Here is a 15,980-nt window from a genome sequence, read left to right as displayed (position 1 = left end):
CCAGCTCCGCAACCCAGTTCCGGCGGCGGTGAGGTTCAGCGCGGTGCCGACCACCTGGTAGGTGAAGTCGTCCCACTCCTCCAGGACCCGTGGCTCGTCGGGCCGGAGGTCCGTGCACCGGAAGGTTCATCGGCGGGCGACGCCGCTTGTGGTACGTGGCGAGCGGGCTGTCGGCGCGCGAGCCCGGGAATCACAGAACGGAATTACAGAAAAGGGGTTCGCGCGGGCGGGATCTTTCATCCCGCCCGCGCGAGCCGGAGCAACCCGTCTAAGGAGTCCCAACCGCCCTTCAAGCCAGGTCAGTTGAACTGGTCCGGGTGCGGGCCGGTGCGCAGGTCGCGGTCGAGGCCGGCGATCGCGGCCATCTCGTCGTCGGTGAGGGCGAAGTCGAAGACATCGAGGTTTTGGCGGATGCGCGCGGGGGTCACCGACTTGGGGATGACGATGTTGCCGAGCTCCAGGTGCCAGCGCAGGACGACCTGGGCCGGGGACTTGCCGTGCCGGTCGGCGATGGCCGTGACGGCCTCGTCCCCCAGGACGGCGCCCTGGGCGAGCGGGCTCCACGCCTCGGTGGCGATGCCCAGCTCGGCGTGCGCGGCACGCAGTTCGCTCTGCTGCAGGCCGGGGTGCAGCTCGACCTGGTTGACGGCCGGGACGAGCTCGGCGCCGTCGATCAGCCGCTTCAGGTGGTCGGGCTGGAAGTTGGAGACGCCCGCGGTGCGGACCCGGCCGCCGGCGACGAGCTTCTCGATGGCCTTCCAGGTCTCCTTGTACTGATCACGGGCCGGGGTGGGCCAGTGGATCAGATACATGTCGACATAGTCGAGGCCCAGCTTGGCCAGGCTGTCGTCGAAGGCGCGAAGCGCGGCGTCGTAGCCCTGGTCGGCGTTCCACAGCTTGGTGGTGACGAACAGGTCTTCGCGGGCGATCCCGGAGGCCGTGAGGGCCTTGCCGACGCCGGCCTCGTTGCCGTAGATCGCGGCGGTGTCGATCGAGCGGTAGCCGGCCTCGAGGGCGGAGGCGACGGCGGCGGTGGTCTCCTCGTCCGGGACCTGGAAGACGCCGAAGCCGAGCTGCGGGATCTCGACGCCGTTGTTGAGCGTGACGGTGGGGATGTTGCTGTTCGATGCCATGGTGCGGGTGACCTTTCGGGCGGTACGGGGTGTACGGGCGGTGAGCGTGTAGTGGACGGTCTGGGCGCTGATGAGTCCGTCGCGGAAGACGAACGTGTCGACGCCGTCAGCGACCTCGTGGGTGTCGGTAGCGGCGCTCCACCGCAGGAACAGCACGTCACCTGCGAACTGCGGGGTCAACTGCCAGTCGGCGCCCGGCAGATCGGCGAGCAGGGCGCCGATGCCCCGTCTCGCGTCCCGTGAGGGTGCCCTCGGGGGTGAGGAAGACAGCGTCCTCTGTGTAGTTCCGGCTGATCAGGTCCAGGTCGCCGGTGCTGAGCCGGTTGCCGTGGTCGGCGAAGACCTCCTGCGGGGTGCGGCTCATCGGGCGAGCTCGGCCAGCGCGGCGGTGGCGAAGCCGTGGTCCTGCTCGGGGGCGCCGCCGCCGACACCGATCGCACCGATCAGGCGGCCGTCGCGGTGGACGGGGATGCCGCCGGCAATGAAGAGCAGCGGCTTGTCGAGGGCGGTGGGCAGGGAGTGGAACGGCCCGTCGGGCTTGACCAGGTCGACCAGGTCGGCGGTGGGCGCGTTGAGCTGCAGCGCGGTGTACGCCTTGCGGGTGCTGGTCTCGCCGGAGATCAGGACAGCCCGGTCGTCGCGGCGGAAGGCAAGCAGATGGCCGCCCGCGTCGAGGACGGTGACGCTGACCGTGACCCCGGCGGCTTCCGCCGCGCGACGGGCGGCGGCGATCAGGGTGTCGGCGTCCTGCGTGGTCAGCGGGGTGATGAGGGCCGGTGTGGTGGTGCTCATGAGGGGTTCTTTCTCGGGAGGTGTCTCGGAGGGCCGGAGGGAGGGTCCGGGCCGTGGAGGGAGGGTGGGTCAGACCGCGGCCGGGGCGGGCTCGGCGGCCGCGGAACCGGCGACGACGCGGCTCGCCCTGCGGGTGCGCCGGTCCAGGTGGGCCGCGAGGAAGGCGAGCAGCAGCGCCGTACCGGAGAGGATCGCGCCGACCCAGTTCGGGGCGGTGAAGCCGAGGCCCGCGGCGATGACGACACCGCCGAGCCAGGCGGCGAGGGCGTTGCCGAGGTTGAAGGCGCCGATGTTGGCGGCGGAGGCGAGGGTCGGGGCGGCCGAAGCCTGGTCGAGCACCCACTTCTGCAGCGGCGGCACGGTCGCGAACCCGAGGGCGCCGATCAGGGAGAGGGTGATCGCGGCGAGGACCTTGTTGTGCGCGGTCGCCGTGAACAGGAGCAGGGCGGCGGTGAGGGCGGCCAGGGCGGTGAAGAGCATCGGCATCAGGGCGCGGTCGGCGAACTTTCCGCCGAGCAGGTTGCCGAGGAACATGCCGACGCCGAACAGGACGAGCAGCCAGGTCACGGCGCCCTCGGTGTAGCCGGCGACCTCGGTCATCATCGGCGCGATGTAGGTGATCGCGGCAAACACACCGCCGTACCCGAGGACGGTCATCGCCATGGCGAGCCAGACCTGGACGTTGCGGAAGGCGGCGAACTCGCCGCGGACGCTCACCGACTCCGGGCGGCCGGTCTCGGGGACGAGCTTGGCCACGCCGAGGAGGCCGACGGCGCCGAGCGCGGCGACGAGGACGAACGTGACGCGCCAGCCGGCGGCCTGTCCGATGTACGTGCCGCCGGGGACGCCGACGATGTTGGCCACGGTCAGGCCCATGAACATCAGGGAGATCGCGGAGGCCTTCTTCTGCGGGGCGACCAGGTCGGCGGCGACGACGGAGCCGATGCCGAAGAACGCGCCGTGCGCGAGGGAGGCGACGATCCGGCCGGTCAGCATGAGGCCGAAGCTGGGGGCGACGGCGGAGAGGGTGTTGCCGGCGATGAACAGGCCCATGAGGAACATGAGCATCTTCTTGCGGGAGACCCGGGTGCCGAGCACGGTCAGGAGCGGGGCGCCGATGACGACGCCGAGCGCGTAGCCGGACACGAGCCAGCCGGCGGTCGGGATGCTGACGCCGAAGTCGCCTGCGACCTGAGGCAGCACGCCCATGATCACGAATTCGGTGGTGCCGATCCCGAAGGCCCCGATGGCGAGGGCCAGGAGCGCGAGAGGCATGGGGGTACCTTTCCAGGTTGTTGCATGGTGGGGTTACGTCGAAAGACAATAATTGCAAGCGCGGGATAAATGCAAGCGGGAGTAATCCTGGCGTGCGTTAGCCCTTGTGTGCAACTATTGGGGGGGATGGTTCGACAGAGGAGCCCCGATGACCGCCACCGCACCCGCACTGACCGCCCTGGCCCACGGCTGGTGCGCCCTCTCTCTGCTGCACGGGAGGATCGAGTCCCACCTGGAGCGCGCGCTCCAGGCCGGGCACGGACTGAGCGTGCGTGAGTACTCCCTGCTCGACGTGCTGAGCCGCCAGCACGACGGAGAGGGCGGCCATCTGCAGATGAAGCAGGTCGCCGATGCCGTCGTCCTCAGCCAGAGCGCCACCACCCGCCTCGTCACCCGCCTCGAGGACCGCGGCCTGCTCCTGCGCTACCTGTGCCCCACCGACCGCCGCGGGATCTACACCAACGTCTCCGACGAGGGCCTGCGGCTCCTGGAGGAGGCCCGCCCCACCAACGAGGCAGCCCTGCGCGAGGCCCTCACCGAGGCCGCGGAGGACCCACAGCTCGCGCCCTTCGTCCGCGTGGTCGAGGAGACGGGCGTGCCGATGCAGGCGCCCGCGGCCTGAAGCAGGGTCCGGCCATCCCCTGGCCCTGCCGGGGCCGGCCCCGGCAGGGCCAGTTGGCGAACCCGCCCTTGGGTTCGATGATCTCCAGGTTGGTGCCGTCGGGGTCGTTGAAGTACGCGACCTTCGTGCCGAGCGCGGCTTCCGGGGTCACCTCGCCGGCGATGAACGTGTAGTCGTCACCCAGGAAGTCGTAGCCGGCGTCCTTCATCCGCTGGTACACGGCGTCGAAGTCGTCGACCTTGAAGCACAGGTGCATGGAGCCGGGCCGGTTCGCCTTGCCGTTGGTGCGCTCGCCGACCGGGTCCTGGAACTGGATCAGGTCGATGCCGAGCCCGTCGATGTTGATCGTCGCGTACCGCAGCTTCGCGTTCGGCAGCCCCTGCGTACGGCCGAACGGCTCGCTGTCCATCGTTCCCTGCGCGACGGGCTCGCGTCCTGTCAGGGCCGAGTAGAACGCGATCGAGGCGTCCAATCGGACACCGAGATCCCTACGTGGGCACCCCGCGTGAGGTGCATCGGCGTATCGGCGACAGTCATGGGAGTCCTCCCGGATTCGGGCCTGTGAGGATATCCCTGGCAATTCTTCCGAAAGCGAAGTATTGCGCATTCTCTCGCGCGAGTGGAGCGGGCCGGTACGCCGAGCTGTCCGCGCCCAACCCTCATGGCCGCACCGGCCGGAGAACGGTCTGGGCGACGGCGCGGACGAACGCAGGGCGGGCCGACCGCTCGCTGCCGAATGTGACAGCAGGGCCGCGATACTGCCGGCCGACCGGCCCGCGCTCGCGGACGGCCGCCGCGAGATCCTCGCCGTCATCGCGGATGCGCGGGCAGCGGCCCGGGCTCGATCAGGTGCGACGCCGCTTCGTACCTGCCGCGCGGCCCAGCCGGGGCGCTCGACGCATCTGCACCCTCGTGATCGGCCCGCGTCGGCGCAAGGCGTCGAGTCCCATACGGAGGATGTCGTACTTCCGGGCGCGGCCCCTTCCTGCCGCTCGCGCACATGGAGTGCGCGACGCAGGGCGTGGCGGCGTGGTGCGGCGGTCGGGTTTCGTGCAGCCGTGTCGTCAGGCGGACAGGGTCTTGTGCAGGGCTTCGAGCCCGCCGCGGTAGATCTCGGCGAAGAGGTCTTCCGCTTCCTGTTCGCTGACGCCGTCGGGGTTGAAGCGGCCGGACCACTGGACCTCGGCGACGTCGTCCCGGCCGGGGACCGCGTGGACGCGGAGGGTGGAGACGTAGCCGTTGACGGGGAAGGGCGCTTCGAGGATGGCGTAGCTGTAGTGCCGCCCGGCCTCGGTGAAGTCCATGAGGCGCTCGATGATCACGTCACCGTCGGGGTTGGTCAGGCGTCGGACCCGGCCTCCTTCGAGAGCGGTGCTCTCGGGGATGTAGGGGAGCCAGTCGGGGAGGGCATCGAAGCCGCCGATGAGGTCCCAGACCTTCTGGGGCGGTGCGGGCAGGACGCGGGAGACGGACGTGGAAGCCATGGTCTTCTCCTGTTGCGGTGTCTGGGTGGTGGGGGTGTAAGGGGTGGTCAGGCGCCGTGGGGAGCGGGGCGGTCGGGCTGACCAGGCCGGCGGCGCGGAGGTCGGCCCAGAAGGCGGCCGGGACGGTCTCGTTCAGGGCGGCGGTGTCCTCGGTGATGCGGCCGGGCCGGGTGGCGCCGGGGATGACGGCGGCGGACGCCGGGTGGGAGAGGGAGAACTGCAGGGCGGCGGCCTTGATACTCACGCCGTGCTTCTCGGCCAGGGCCTTCAGCCTCCCGACCCGCTCGATGATCTCCGCCGGGGCCTGCTGGTACTCGAAGTGCGTACCGCCGGCGAGGATGCCGGAGCTGTAGGGGCCGCCTACGACCATGTCGACGCCCTGCTCCTGGGCCATGGGCAGCAGGCGGGTGAGGGCGTGCTCGTGGTCGAGGAGGGTGTAGCGGCCGGCGAGGAGAAAGCCGTCGGGCTGCGGCTCGTCGAGGGCGAGGGTCAACTCGATGGGCTCGGTCTTGTTGACGCCGAGCCCCCACGCCTTGATGACGCCTTCGTCGCGCAGCCGGGACAGCACCCGGAACGCGCCGGTGCGGGCCTCCTCGAACTTCTGGAGCCACTGGTCGCCGTGGAAGTCCTGGGCGATGTCGTGGACCCATACGATGTCGAGCCGGTCGGTGCCCAGGCGCTCGAGGGAGCCCTTGAGGGAGCGTTCGGTGGCCTCGGCGGTCCACTCGTGCAGAACCTTGTTCGGATTGCCGTGCTCGAAGATCCCGCCCTTCTCGCCGAGGTCGGAGGTCTCGGTCTCGCGCTCGTCGAGGATGACGCGGCCGACCTTCGTGGACAGGACGTACGAGTCACGGGGCTTGGTGGACAGAACCTCGCCCAGGCGCTCCTCGGCGAGCCCCGCGCCGTAGAGGGGGGCGGTGTCGAAGTAGCGGACCCCCTGGTCCCAGGCGGCCTCGACGGTCGCGCGGGCTTCCTCGTCGGGGATCGCCCGGAACATGTTGCCCAGCGGGGCGGTACCGAAGCCGAGCTTGCCGGGAAGGATGTGCTTGAGGGGCATGAATGTGCCTTTTCGGTGAGTGGTGCAGTGGCTGGGAAGAGTCCCGGCACAGGGTGAGGCACGGGGCCTCTTCGGTTGGGTGGCTCCGGCAGAGGTGTCGTGGCAGTGTGCACGCGAGCCGGCTTGGCAGGGCCCGATGTACGGCGCAAGTGGTTGCAGGAGCCCCTTACGAGTTAGAACAATAATTGCATGCGCCGGTTAATGCAAGGTGGGGTGCCGCGTACGCGAGTCGTACGCAAAGGGTGACCGGAAGTCGTGGAGCCTTTGGCGAGGCCGTAGCCCTGGGCTGCAAGGTCCTGCGCGGCTCGCGCACCGCCGAACAGCGCGCGATCCACCACCGTGTCCGTGATCACCCGCAAAGGCGGCCGACCTTGAACCAGCGTCAAGTCGCCGACAAGAACGGCGCCACCTTCAAGCCGATGCTGGCCAACCTCGACCTGGCCGGCCGCGTCGTCGCCTTCGGCGCCCTGCACTCTCGGCGCGAGCGCGCCCGCTACCTTGTCGAGGCGAAGAACGCCTACTGCATCGCACTGATCAAGGGCGAGCTCACACACCTCGGCCGTGGCCTCTCCTGTGCCGCCTGGCACACTAAGGGAGAGGCTGTTGGACCCCGTTATAGCGGAGGTGCATGGTCTATCCCCAACAGGTCGTCTCAACTTCTCCGGCCTGCCACGACGAGGCGGCCTCGCAGGGAGGCACGATGATTCAGATCACGCTCGGCAGGAAGAAGGACATCGACCCGCACATCGATCCGCTCCAGCGCTCACAGATCGGCTGGAGCGACGGACTGTCCGACCGGCAACTTCACGAGATGCCCGCGGAGTCTGGGTAATGCCCGGTTCGCGCGTCGAGCGGGAGCGGTTCGCGGTCGTCAATGGCGGTGGAATCATCCGCCAGGCCATGGAGATCGACCGGAATATTGACGTCCCCGGCGGGAGGCGGGCCTTCGAGGGCCGCATCCTTGGTCCCGGCCATCCGCTGTACGACCACTACGTCGGCAAGCCCGCCCCGAACGGTGCCCAGCAGAACCCCATCACCTACTTCAAGTACCCACTGGACAACCGGAATTGCAGCTGCGGTTGTGGTAGGCCGATCGAACGCGGCACCTTCCTTCCCGGACACGACCAGCGAGCCATCCACGAGCGCATCGCCCGGGTCGGCACCGTGATGGACTTCATCACCTGGTTCGACCAGATCTGGAAGACCGACGAAGAGCAGCAGGACGATGAGGCATGAAGAAATGCCATCGCGCTGAGACGGAACCCGTGGGACATCTGACGAGACAGCAGAGCAAACAGCAGGTCAGCGCGGCCCGGCATGACAATGGCAGCGCGAACCTACACGGCGCCGGCGACGGAGAGGAGTGACCCGCGTGGGAGAGATCGGCGACAGCCTGCTCCGGGCCGACGAGGAGTCCTTCACCCGCCGGCCGCCCAAGTCCACCCAGGCGCGGGTCCGTTACCTGCTGAGCCAGGTCAGGACCACCCGGGCGGTGGCCGCGCTGCTCGGGGTCAGCATGCGCTCGGTGGAGCGCTATCTGCAGGGCACCCGGAAGCACCCGCCCCGCCCCATCGCCGACCGGCTGGAGGCCGAGGTCCGCCGCCGCTGGCAGCCCCGCGTCCGGGAACGGGCCCGCCGCCGCGCCACCGACACCGGCATCACGGTCGAGACCCGGGCCCGTTTCGGCTACACCGCCGCCCCCGGCTCCACCGACGACGGCCGCGTCCGCCGCGTCACCCAGCACCTCCCGCCCGCGTACGCCGCCCGGCTGCTGGAGGCGCGGGCGGCCGGGGCCGGCGAGGCCGAGCTGCGCGGCATCGTCGCCGAAGGGCTCCAGGAGATCTACTTCAAGGACCGCGGCCGCCGCGCCCAGGACCTCCGGGTGGAGTTCACCGACATCGACTACATCGACATCGGCTACGGCTGACGCGGGGCGCCGCCGCCGGACCGGCGGCCGCCTGAGCCCGAGCACGGTAGTTGTCATACAGGCAGGCTTGTTGTCACCGGCGCAGTGAAGGACGCGCGGGTTCCGGAGGAGTGCTGACAGCCTGAGCACCGCCGTATCTCAGCAGGTCGATGAAGGTGCCTGCGTCCTTGATCCCCCGTGGGGAATCCCTGCCCCACCTCCCGGTCGGTCAGAAGACCGCGGCCGCCCCGGTCACCTGGCCGTCAGCATCGGCACTCCGAGTGGTGCCCTTCCCCGCGGGCTCACGTTGAGCGGCCCGAGACAGGACCGCATCCTCAAGAAGCGGCCGAACGCGTCGGCCCGCTCAGGCTGATGCGACTGTCCGGCATCACCGAGCAGACCGCCCTGCGCCGCCTCGGCGCGGCCCACCCCAAACGCACCGCCAAGCGGACCGGGTGGCCCGCCTGGTTCAGCCCTGGATGGTGGCGAGCCAGTCGATCAGCAGGCTGTTGACCTCCTCGGGGCGTTCCTGCTGGATCCAGTGGCCGCAGCCGTCCAGGAGGTGGGAGGCGGACAGGGCGGGGAGGGTGGTGGGGTAGGCGTCGATGGCGTCGGCCATCCAGGTGGTGGAGGCGTCCAGTGCGCCGCCGACGAACAAGGCGGGCTGTTTGATCGGGGCTCCGCGGTGGGGGGCGAGGTCTTCCCAGTCGCGGTCCATGTTGCGGTAGCGGTTGAGGGCGCCGGTCAGGCCGGTGCGCTCGAACTCCCCGGCGTAGACGTCGAGGTCCTCCTCGCTCAGCCAGGCCGGGAGCGGGCCGGAGGGGAAACGGTCGCGCATCTGACAGCCCGGGGTGACGAAGTGCGGGTCGGGCTCGCCCTCGGCGGGCATGGTGTCGGCGGACAGGGCCGCGTAGAAGCCCGCGAGCCAGTCCCGGACACCGGGCTCGATCTCCGCCTCGGCGCGGCCGGGCTTCTGGAAGTAGGAGACGTAGAACTCCTGCTCGGGACCGCCGATCCGGCCGAAGACGTCGGTGGGGCGGGGGCCGCCGGGCGGCGCGTACGGGACGCTCAGCAGGCCGACCGCGCGGAAGACTCCGGGGTGGAGCAGGGCGGAGGCGGCGGCGATGCCCGCGCCCCAGTCGTGGCCGACGACCACCGCGCTTTCCTCGCCGAGGGCGTGCACGACGGCGACGTTGTCCTCCACCAGGTCGAGCAGTCGGTAGGCGTCGGTCGCGGCGGGCTTGGAGGAGCGGCCGTAGCCGCGCACGTCGATCGCCACTGCCCGGTACCCGGCCGCGGCGAGGGCCGGGAGTTGGCGGCGCCAGGAGTACCAGGACTCGGGGAAGCCGTGCACGAGCAGGATCAGCGGGCCGGTGCCCTGCTCGGCCAGGTGCAGGCGCCCGGCAGGGGCCTCGACGGTGCGGTGGCGGAGTGCGGCGGTCGGCTCGGATCGCATGGGGGACTTCTCCTCGGTTCGCGCGCGGTCGGCGGGCACCCATCGATCATGCGGCGCGGCGGCCACTCGGCGCGATCAGCGTTGCCATTCCGGCAAGCTTGCAGGACAGGGTGGTGGAGTGGCACGGAGGGAAGGAACGACCGTGGCAGGGGACGACGTGGCCCAGATGCTGGCGGCGGTGGGGCCCCGGCTGCGGGCCGTGCGCGAGCGCCGTGGCGTCACACTCGCCGATGTCAGCCGCGCGACCGGCATCTCGCCCAGTACGCTGTCGCGGATCGAGACCGGCCGGCGCAAGCCCACCCTGGAGGTGGTGCTACAGCTGGCGAAGGAATTCGCAGTCTCCCTGGACGAGCTGGCCGGCACCGCACCCGCTCCCGCGGCCGAGCCCCGCGGCACGGCGCGGCACGGCTTCGGCGACGACAAGGCGGTGTTGCCGCTGACCCGGTACGTCGGCGGCCTGCACGCCCACAAGCATGTCCTGCCTGCCGTCGAGAGGCCGCCCGGGCGGCCCCGGCAGGTGTCCCACGAGGGCTACGAGTGGCTGTGCGTCCTGTACGGGCGGCTGTGGCTCGCACTCGGTGACCAGGACCTCGTCCTGGCTGCCGGGGACGTCGCCGAGTTCGACACCCGCATCCCCCACGGAGTCGCGAACGCCGGATCCGACGGACCGGTCGAGTATCTGATCATGTTCGGGCCTCAGGGGGAACGTCTACGGCCGCGCACCTCTCCGGCCGCTGGTCGTCGCGGGACTGGTGACGGTAAGGCTGCTGAATGAGCGTTTGTGACAAGCCGCGTGCCTCGCCGGTGGCAACGGCGCTGCTTCGTTCGGTCTCATTCGCCACGTCATCCGGCTCTGCCGGTGACAACTGGCGTGCTTCGGCCCACGAGCCCGGCCGTTGGCCCGGGGGAGGTCAGGGTCCGGTGGCCTCCGGGGCGGTCGGCGCCGGGGACGCCGCGTGCTGTGAGGATGCCGCCGGTCCAGGTGAGGAAGCCGGTGAAGAGCCGCGGATCGCCGGTGTAGAGGGTGGTGGCGAGGAAGTCGGCGATGTGGGCGATGTCCTCGGCGGTGTGCCGCCGCTGCGCGGCCGTGCAGTCCCGTATCGCCGGGATACGGGCCTCCAGGCCGGCGAGGGTGTCCCGTACCAGCCGGGGCGCGTCGTCAACGGGGAGTGGCACGCCCTGCCCGCCCGGCTGCTCGCCGAGGTGTCCGCCCCGGCGTCGAGCGCCGAGAGCACGGCCTCCGTCGCCGCGTCCTCGTCGCCCGGGGAAACGGCCTGCCACAGGAGCTCGGCGACCGGGCCGCCGGCCGGTTCCGGTAGCCCGGCGGCCGGGGCGGGGAGGGCGCGGCGGGGAGTGGGGGTGGTCGTCATGCGGGATGCCGCTCCTGTGGGGGAAGGTCCGGCAGGGCCCGCCCGGTGGATCGTCTCAGCGGGCGGGCCGGCCGGCCTGCCAGGTGAGCCGGCCCCCGTCCAGATTGACGGTCCGGAATCCCTCCTGGGCGAGGACGCGCAGCGCCGCGTGGCCGCGGAGTCCGCCCTCGCAGAAGACGAGGATCTCCCGGTCCCGGGGAAGCCGGCCGAGGCCGGACCGGAGTTCGTCGAGCGGGATGTTCCGGGCGCCCGGGATGGTGCCCGCCGCGTGCTCCGCGCGGGTGCGGACGTCCAGCAGCAGCGCGCCCGCCGCCAGCCGGCCCTCCACCTCGTGCCACTGCACGGTGGGGCTGGTTCCGTCGGCGAGGTTCCCGGCGATGTAGCCGAGCATGTTGACGGGGTCCTTCGCCGAGCCGAAGGGCGGCGCGTAGGCCAGTTCCAGATCGGCCAGTTCGGGTGCGGTCAGACCGCCCGCGATGGCCGTCGCCAGCACGTCGACGCGCTTGTCGACGCCTTCCGTCCCCACGGCCTGTGCCCCGAGGATGCGTTCGCCGTCCGGGCCGACCAGGAGCTTCAGCGCCAGGGGCCGCGCGCCCGGGTAGTAGCCGGCGTGCGAGGCGCTGTGCAGGTGCACGGCGCGGTACGGGCGCCCGGCGGCCCGCAGCCGCTTCTCGTTCCAGCCGGTCGCCGCCGCGGTCAGGCCGAAGACCTTGACGACGGCCGTGCCGGCGGAGGGACGGGCGCGCACCGGCCGGCCGGCGATGGCGTCGGCCACCAGGCGGCCGTGCCGGTTGGCCAGGTTGGCCAGCGGGACGAGGGCCGGCTCGCCGCTGAACGCGTCCCGCTTCTCGGCCGCGTCCCCGACCGCGAAGACGTCCGGGTCGGTGGTGCGCTGCGCCTCGTCCACGGCGATGCCCCCGCAGGGACCGATCTCCAGGCCCGCCGTCCGCGCCAGAGCGGTCTCCGGCCGCACCCCGGCGGCGAACACCACCAGGTCTCCCGGGAGCGTCTCGCCGGTGCCCAGCTCCACCGTGTCCGGCAGGACCTTGGCCACCCGGGCGCCGAGCCGCAGGTCGACGCCTCCGGCGGTGAGCTCGGCCGCCGGCTGCCGGGCCATCTCGGGGTCGAGCGGCGCGAGCACCTGGTCGCCCATCTCCACCAGCGAGACCGCCAGTCCCCGGTGCCGCAGGTTCTCGGCCACCTCCACTCCGATGAAGCCGCCGCCGACCACCACCGCGCTCCGGGCGCCGTCCTCCACCCGGCGCAGCACCCGGTCGGAGTCCCCCACGTCGCGGAGCGTCAGGCCCCGTTCGGCACCGGGCACCGGCGGTACGACGGGCGTGGCGCCGGGGCTGAGGACGAGGCGGTCCCAGGGCTCGGTGTACTCGCGGCCGTCGCCCTGGTCGCGCACCCGTACGGTCCGGGCCGTCCGGTCGACCGAGAGGACCTCGTGCCGGACGCGGACGTCCAGGGCGAACCGTGCCGCCAGGTCCCCGGGCGTCCGGAGGAGCAGATCGGCGCGGTCGGGGATCACTCCGCCGATGTGGTACGGGAGACCGCAGTTGGCGTAGGACACATGTGCGCCGCGTTCCAGGACGACGATCTCCGCCTTCTCGTCGAGACGGCGCAGCCTGGTGGCCGCGGACATCCCGCCCGCGACCCCTCCGACGATGACGACCTTCACGTGATGGCTCCGTTTCCACTCCGGGTTTATACCCCCGAGGGTATGAGTCCGGCGGAGGGGGACAGGGGGCCGAAGGTCCCGGGAGCGGGGAGCGGAACGGTCCAGAGAAAATGGGCCGCCCCCGGGCCGGCGGGCCCGGGGGCGCGGTCCGCGGCGGCCGGCGTGCCGCTACTGGACCGGGGAGTCCGGGGGCGGGACCCGGTAGCCGCGTTCGCGCTCCACCGCCTCGACGCCGTCGATCGACTCCAGCCCCGGCAGCCGGTCGTCACGGACCGTCCCCGTGAGCGAGCCGAGGTCCGGCAGTTCGGACGCCACCTCCAGCCCCGCCTCCCGGAGGGCCCGGACCACCTCGGGAAAACGCCCGGGATCGACCGCCACGACGACGGATACGGGCCGCGGCGCGCTCACGGCGCCTGCAGCAGTCCCGCTCCCACGTCGACGGCCGGCAGCGGCAGCCGACGGGCCCCGGCGAGCAGGAACGACTTCAGTTCCGCGGCCGACGCGCCCGGGGCCGCCTCGGCGAACAGGGCGATGGCGCCGGCCACATGGGGCGTGGCCATGCTGGTGCCCCGCAGCCGCCGGTGGCCGGGGGCCTGCGGCCAGGAGGAGAGCACGTCCACACCGGGAGCGGCGATGTCGATCTGGCCGCCGTCGGGGTTGAGCCCGGCGTTGGAGAACGACGCGACCGCGAACCCGCTGTCGAGCGCTCCGACGGCGAGAACCGAGGGGCAGTTCGCCGGGTGCCCGACGGGCTCGACGACGTGCGGGCGCTCGCTCTCGTTGCCCGCCGCCGCGACGACCAGGGTCCCGGCCCGCATCAGGCGCCGGGCGATCTGCTCGTACACCCGCGAGGGGCGCTCGCCCGGGCCGACCGGGGAGCCGAGCGACATGGAGATGACCCGGCATCCCTGGCCGAAGGCCCAGTTCATGCCCGCCAGGATCTGGGTGTCGGTGCCGCCGCCCCCGTCGCCCAGCACCTTCCCCGCGTAGATCTCCGCCTCGCAGGCCACGCCGTAGCGGGGCGCCGCGCCGGGCGTCCGCGGCCCGCAGGAGGTGCCCACGCAGTGGGTGCCGTGGCCGTGGCCGTCCTGCACGGCCTGGCCGGGGACGAAGGAGGCCGCCCCCTCCAGGCGCGCGGTCAGATCGGGATGGCCGGTGTCCACGCCGGTGTCCAGGACGGCCACCCGGACCCCCTGGCCCGAGAAGGCGGACCGCGGCACGCCCGCCGCCTGCAGACCCCAGGTCACCAGGGACTCGTCGAAGCCGGCGGTCCCGGGCTCCCGGACGGCCGCGGTGTCGATGCGCTCCAGCGCGTGCTGGACGAGCTCCTCGACCCCGTCGTGGTAGCCGCGCAGATAGTCGGCCGTCGCGGTCTCGGCCCGGGACTCCGTCAACTGCGAGGCCCAGAGCACCCGTTCCCGCTCCACGGCGAGGACGGCCGGTTCGTCCCTCGCGGTCTCCATGACCGCCCGCCGCTGGTCGGGCGCGGCCTGGACGACCGCGACCCCGAGGTCCTCGAACACGACCGACCCGGCCTGCTCCAGCACCTCCGCCGTGCTCTCCGTCACGTCGGGGCGTATCCGCTCCGCCGGTTCGGTGCCGGCCCGGGACCGCAGGGTCGCCATGCCCTCCTCCTGCGCCCCGGGGGCCAGGAGGACGAGGAATCGGTCGGTGTACTCCCCGGCGGTCTTGGAGATGCCCGCGTCGGCCAGGTCCGGCCGGCCGCGGTGCCCGCGGCCGCCCGCTGTCTCATAGTGGTTCATGGCTGCTCCGGTTCGTGCCCCCCGGCAGGGATGGTCGGTGCGCACCGGCCCCGGGTGGCGCCGTCGGACCGGCGCCGTCGGACCCGTACCGCCGGCCCGTACCGCCCTCGCGCCGTCGTGCGGCACGGGCGGCCCCCACCGCCCCGGCCGGTGCTCCTTCCACCGTCCCGCCGCCGTCCGCCCGGTGCAAACGGGGCCCGTGACCCCCCGGCCGCGCACCGGGCGCGGAGGCGCGGACCCGGTCCCGGACAGCGGGACGGCGACCCACCCCCGCTACTCCATACGGGTGAGGGGCGGCCGGTGCCCCGCCGGACCCGGTGGGGAAGCCGGACCCCGGCGTGGTGGCGGTGCGGCGGCGCGGGGAGGCGGAACCGCCCGCGGGGCCGGACAATCGGGTGAAACGGGGGCGACATCACCTGCCATGTGCCCCACCGGGGCGGTGAGGAGGCGGCCGTGGTCACCGCCGAGTACGTGTCCCAGCTCAGCGCCGCGGGGTCCCGCTACGCGGGACGCACGGAGGCACGGACCGAGACGGCCCGGAAACTCGACAGCCGCGGCGTGCTCCACACCGACGAGCCCTCGCGGGTCACCCGGCGCCTGGAACGGCTGGGGGCCGACTGGTCGCTGGCGGCCGCCATGGAGCGGACACCGCCCCTGGCCTCGACCGGAGCCGGCCTCGACGGCGCGGTGGCCCCCGAGCACTTCGGTGCCGGCATGCTGGGCCTGGAGCGGCTGATGGGGCGGAACGACCTCATCGACGTCGGCTTCCTCGAAGCGGGCTGGCTGGCCTCCCGGTCGGTCGGCCGGGTGGTCGTCCGGGGACGCGGCGCCCACTACGGCACCGGCTTCCTGGTGTCGCCGTCCCTGCTGCTGACCAACAACCACGTCCTGCGCGACCAGGAGGAGGCCGGGCGGGGCGTGGTCGAGTTCAACTTCCAGACGGGCGCGGACGGAACCGCGCCGGACCCGGTGGCCTTCTGCCTCGAACCCTCCCGGTTCTTCGCGACCGACCGGGACCTGGACTACACCGTGGTCGCCGTCGCCGCGCGTTCCACCGAGGGAAAGCCCCTGGCGGCGTTCGGGATGCTGCCGCTGGACGAGACCCAGGGCAAGGCGATCCTCGGCGAGATGGTGAACATCGTCCAGCACCCGAACGGCGAGCCGAAGCAGCTCGCGCTGCGGGAGAACAGGGTCATGGATCTGCTGGAGACGTTCGTCCACTACGAGACCGACACCGCGCCCGGGTCCTCGGGCTCGCCGGTCTTCAACGACCAGTGGGAGGTGGTGGCGCTGCACCACTCCGCCGTCCCGCTCACCGACGGCGACGGCCACTACCTCGCCCTCGACGGCACCCGCTGGACCCCGGAGACGGGAGAGCAGAACCTGGCCTGGAAGGCCAACGAGGGCATCCGCGCCAGCCGCGTGGTGCGGGCGCTGC

Annotated in this window: 17 protein-coding genes and 2 pseudogenes; 6 read left to right on the top strand and 13 right to left on the bottom strand. The window is 72.1% G+C overall.

Translation table 11 applies throughout. From position 1 onward, the window contains the following. Positions 1–299: 299 nt before the first annotated feature. The 4 genes from E4N63_RS00335 to E4N63_RS00320 form a co-directional block, all read right to left on the bottom strand. Positions 300–1,133, bottom strand: a complete 834-nt coding sequence (locus tag E4N63_RS00335) for an aldo/keto reductase (protein WP_230242282.1) — start codon at positions 1,131–1,133, stop codon at positions 300–302. A gap of 157 nt (positions 1,134–1,290) precedes the next feature. Further along, positions 1,291–1,497, bottom strand: a complete 207-nt coding sequence (locus tag E4N63_RS00330) for a hypothetical protein (protein ID WP_230239613.1) — start codon at positions 1,495–1,497, stop codon at positions 1,291–1,293. Next, positions 1,494–1,925 carry a heme-binding protein gene (locus E4N63_RS00325; protein ID WP_230239612.1) on the bottom strand — a complete coding sequence of 144 codons (432 nt, stop codon included), beginning with the start codon at positions 1,923–1,925 and terminating at the stop codon, positions 1,494–1,496. The genes E4N63_RS00330 and E4N63_RS00325 overlap by 4 nt, the downstream gene beginning before the upstream one ends. Before the next feature lie 69 nt (positions 1,926–1,994). Beyond that, positions 1,995–3,200 (bottom strand): MFS transporter, encoded by a 1,206-nt coding sequence (locus E4N63_RS00320; protein ID WP_230239611.1) that lies wholly within the window; start codon positions 3,198–3,200, stop codon positions 1,995–1,997. A 148-nt stretch (positions 3,201–3,348) separates the two neighbouring features. On the opposite strand from E4N63_RS00320, the gene E4N63_RS00315 reads away from it, so the two are divergent. After that, on the top strand, positions 3,349–3,822 hold the full coding sequence (locus E4N63_RS00315; protein WP_125627010.1) for a MarR family winged helix-turn-helix transcriptional regulator: 474 nt from the start codon (positions 3,349–3,351) through the stop codon (positions 3,820–3,822). Here E4N63_RS00315 and E4N63_RS00310 read toward each other — a convergent pair. The 4 genes and pseudogenes from E4N63_RS00310 to E4N63_RS00295 form a co-directional block, all read right to left on the bottom strand. After that, complete coding sequence (locus E4N63_RS00310; RefSeq protein WP_230239610.1) at positions 3,734–4,294, bottom strand: VOC family protein; 561 nt, start codon at positions 4,292–4,294, stop codon at positions 3,734–3,736. The two genes, E4N63_RS00315 and E4N63_RS00310, sit on opposite strands and share 89 nt — an antisense overlap. Positions 4,295–4,886: 592 nt before the next feature. Then, complete coding sequence (locus E4N63_RS00305; RefSeq protein WP_230239609.1) at positions 4,887–5,306, bottom strand: SRPBCC family protein; 420 nt, start codon at positions 5,304–5,306, stop codon at positions 4,887–4,889. A gap of 58 nt (positions 5,307–5,364) precedes the next feature. Continuing rightward, positions 5,365–6,363 (bottom strand): annotated as a pseudogene (locus E4N63_RS00300) (aldo/keto reductase); the annotation flags it as partial. Between the two features lie 173 nt (positions 6,364–6,536). Then, entirely contained in the window at positions 6,537–6,917 is a 381-nt protein-coding gene (locus tag E4N63_RS00295) for a hypothetical protein (protein WP_230239608.1), read from the bottom strand. A 146-nt stretch (positions 6,918–7,063) separates the two neighbouring features. On the opposite strand from E4N63_RS00295, the gene E4N63_RS30370 reads away from it, so the two are divergent. The 3 genes from E4N63_RS30370 (at position 7,064) to E4N63_RS00285 (ending at position 8,290) form a co-directional block, all read left to right on the top strand. Next, on the top strand, positions 7,064–7,195 hold the full coding sequence (locus E4N63_RS30370; RefSeq protein WP_268270950.1) for a hypothetical protein: 132 nt from the start codon (positions 7,064–7,066) through the stop codon (positions 7,193–7,195). Then, positions 7,195–7,599, top strand: coding sequence for a hypothetical protein (locus tag E4N63_RS00290; RefSeq protein WP_228430400.1), 405 nt, complete (start codon positions 7,195–7,197; stop codon positions 7,597–7,599). Before E4N63_RS30370 ends, E4N63_RS00290 begins: the two co-directional genes overlap by 1 nt. 136 nt (positions 7,600–7,735) lie before the next feature. Then, a complete protein-coding gene (locus tag E4N63_RS00285) occupies positions 7,736–8,290 on the top strand; it encodes an XRE family transcriptional regulator (protein ID WP_125626762.1) in 555 nt (184 codons plus the stop codon). A 448-nt stretch (positions 8,291–8,738) separates the two neighbouring features. Here the strand turns inward: E4N63_RS00285 and E4N63_RS00280 are convergent, their stop codons facing one another. After that, positions 8,739–9,725, bottom strand: coding sequence for an alpha/beta fold hydrolase (locus tag E4N63_RS00280; RefSeq protein WP_230239607.1), 987 nt, complete (start codon positions 9,723–9,725; stop codon positions 8,739–8,741). A 142-nt stretch (positions 9,726–9,867) separates the two neighbouring features. On the opposite strand from E4N63_RS00280, the gene E4N63_RS00275 reads away from it, so the two are divergent. After that, positions 9,868–10,500, top strand: a complete 633-nt coding sequence (locus E4N63_RS00275) for a helix-turn-helix domain-containing protein (RefSeq protein ID WP_230239606.1) — start codon at positions 9,868–9,870, stop codon at positions 10,498–10,500. 68 nt (positions 10,501–10,568) lie between these two features. Here the strand turns inward: E4N63_RS00275 and E4N63_RS31340 are convergent, their stop codons facing one another. The 4 genes from E4N63_RS31340 to E4N63_RS00255 all read right to left on the bottom strand — a co-directional run bounded on the left by E4N63_RS31340 (position 10,569) and on the right by E4N63_RS00255 (position 14,542). Next, the gene (locus tag E4N63_RS31340) at positions 10,569–10,901 is read right to left on the bottom strand and encodes a hypothetical protein (RefSeq protein ID WP_374112650.1); all 333 of its coding nucleotides are present in this window, start codon (positions 10,899–10,901) and stop codon (positions 10,569–10,571) included. A gap of 249 nt (positions 10,902–11,150) precedes the next feature. Beyond that, positions 11,151–12,779, bottom strand: coding sequence for an FAD-dependent oxidoreductase (locus tag E4N63_RS00265; protein WP_230239605.1), 1,629 nt, complete (start codon positions 12,777–12,779; stop codon positions 11,151–11,153). A gap of 168 nt (positions 12,780–12,947) precedes the next feature. Beyond that, positions 12,948–13,187, bottom strand: coding sequence for a hypothetical protein (locus E4N63_RS00260; protein WP_125625570.1), 240 nt, complete (start codon positions 13,185–13,187; stop codon positions 12,948–12,950). After that, complete coding sequence (locus tag E4N63_RS00255) at positions 13,184–14,542, bottom strand: S8 family serine peptidase (RefSeq protein WP_230239604.1); 1,359 nt, start codon at positions 14,540–14,542, stop codon at positions 13,184–13,186. The genes E4N63_RS00260 and E4N63_RS00255 overlap by 4 nt, the downstream gene beginning before the upstream one ends. A gap of 636 nt (positions 14,543–15,178) precedes the next feature. On the opposite strand from E4N63_RS00255, the pseudogene E4N63_RS00250 reads away from it, so the two are divergent. Beyond that, positions 15,179–15,775, top strand: a pseudogene (locus E4N63_RS00250) (serine protease); the annotation flags it as partial. Positions 15,776–15,980 lie beyond the last annotated feature (205 nt).

It is taken from the genome of Streptomyces sp. MNU89, assembly GCF_020982505.1.
Taxonomy (GTDB): domain Bacteria; phylum Actinomycetota; class Actinomycetes; order Streptomycetales; family Streptomycetaceae; genus Streptomyces; species Streptomyces xinghaiensis.
Note: the sequence above shows the minus strand (reverse complement) of the source record. Positions and strands in the feature narration are given on the sequence as shown.

Bases quoted from the DNA above. Each gene is read 5' to 3' on its own strand.
- E4N63_RS00335 (WP_230242282.1), bottom strand. From the start codon at position 1,133: ATGGCATCGAACAGCAACATCCCCACCGTCACGCTCAACAACGGCGTC.
- E4N63_RS00330 (WP_230239613.1), bottom strand. From the start codon at position 1,497: ATGAGCCGCACCCCGCAGGAGGTCTTCGCCGACCACGGCAACCGGCTC.
- E4N63_RS00325 (WP_230239612.1), bottom strand. From the start codon at position 1,925: ATGAGCACCACCACACCGGCCCTCATCACCCCGCTGACCACGCAGGAC.
- E4N63_RS00320 (WP_230239611.1), bottom strand. From the start codon at position 3,200: ATGCCTCTCGCGCTCCTGGCCCTCGCCATCGGGGCCTTCGGGATCGGC.
- E4N63_RS00315 (WP_125627010.1), top strand. From the start codon at position 3,349: ATGACCGCCACCGCACCCGCACTGACCGCCCTGGCCCACGGCTGGTGC.
- E4N63_RS00305 (WP_230239609.1), bottom strand. From the start codon at position 5,306: ATGGCTTCCACGTCCGTCTCCCGCGTCCTGCCCGCACCGCCCCAGAAG.
- E4N63_RS30370 (WP_268270950.1), top strand. From the start codon at position 7,064: ATGATTCAGATCACGCTCGGCAGGAAGAAGGACATCGACCCGCACATC.
- E4N63_RS00290 (WP_228430400.1), top strand. From the start codon at position 7,195: ATGCCCGGTTCGCGCGTCGAGCGGGAGCGGTTCGCGGTCGTCAATGGC.
- E4N63_RS00280 (WP_230239607.1), bottom strand. From the start codon at position 9,725: ATGCGATCCGAGCCGACCGCCGCACTCCGCCACCGCACCGTCGAGGCC.
- E4N63_RS00255 (WP_230239604.1), bottom strand. From the start codon at position 14,542: ATGAACCACTATGAGACAGCGGGCGGCCGCGGGCACCGCGGCCGGCCG.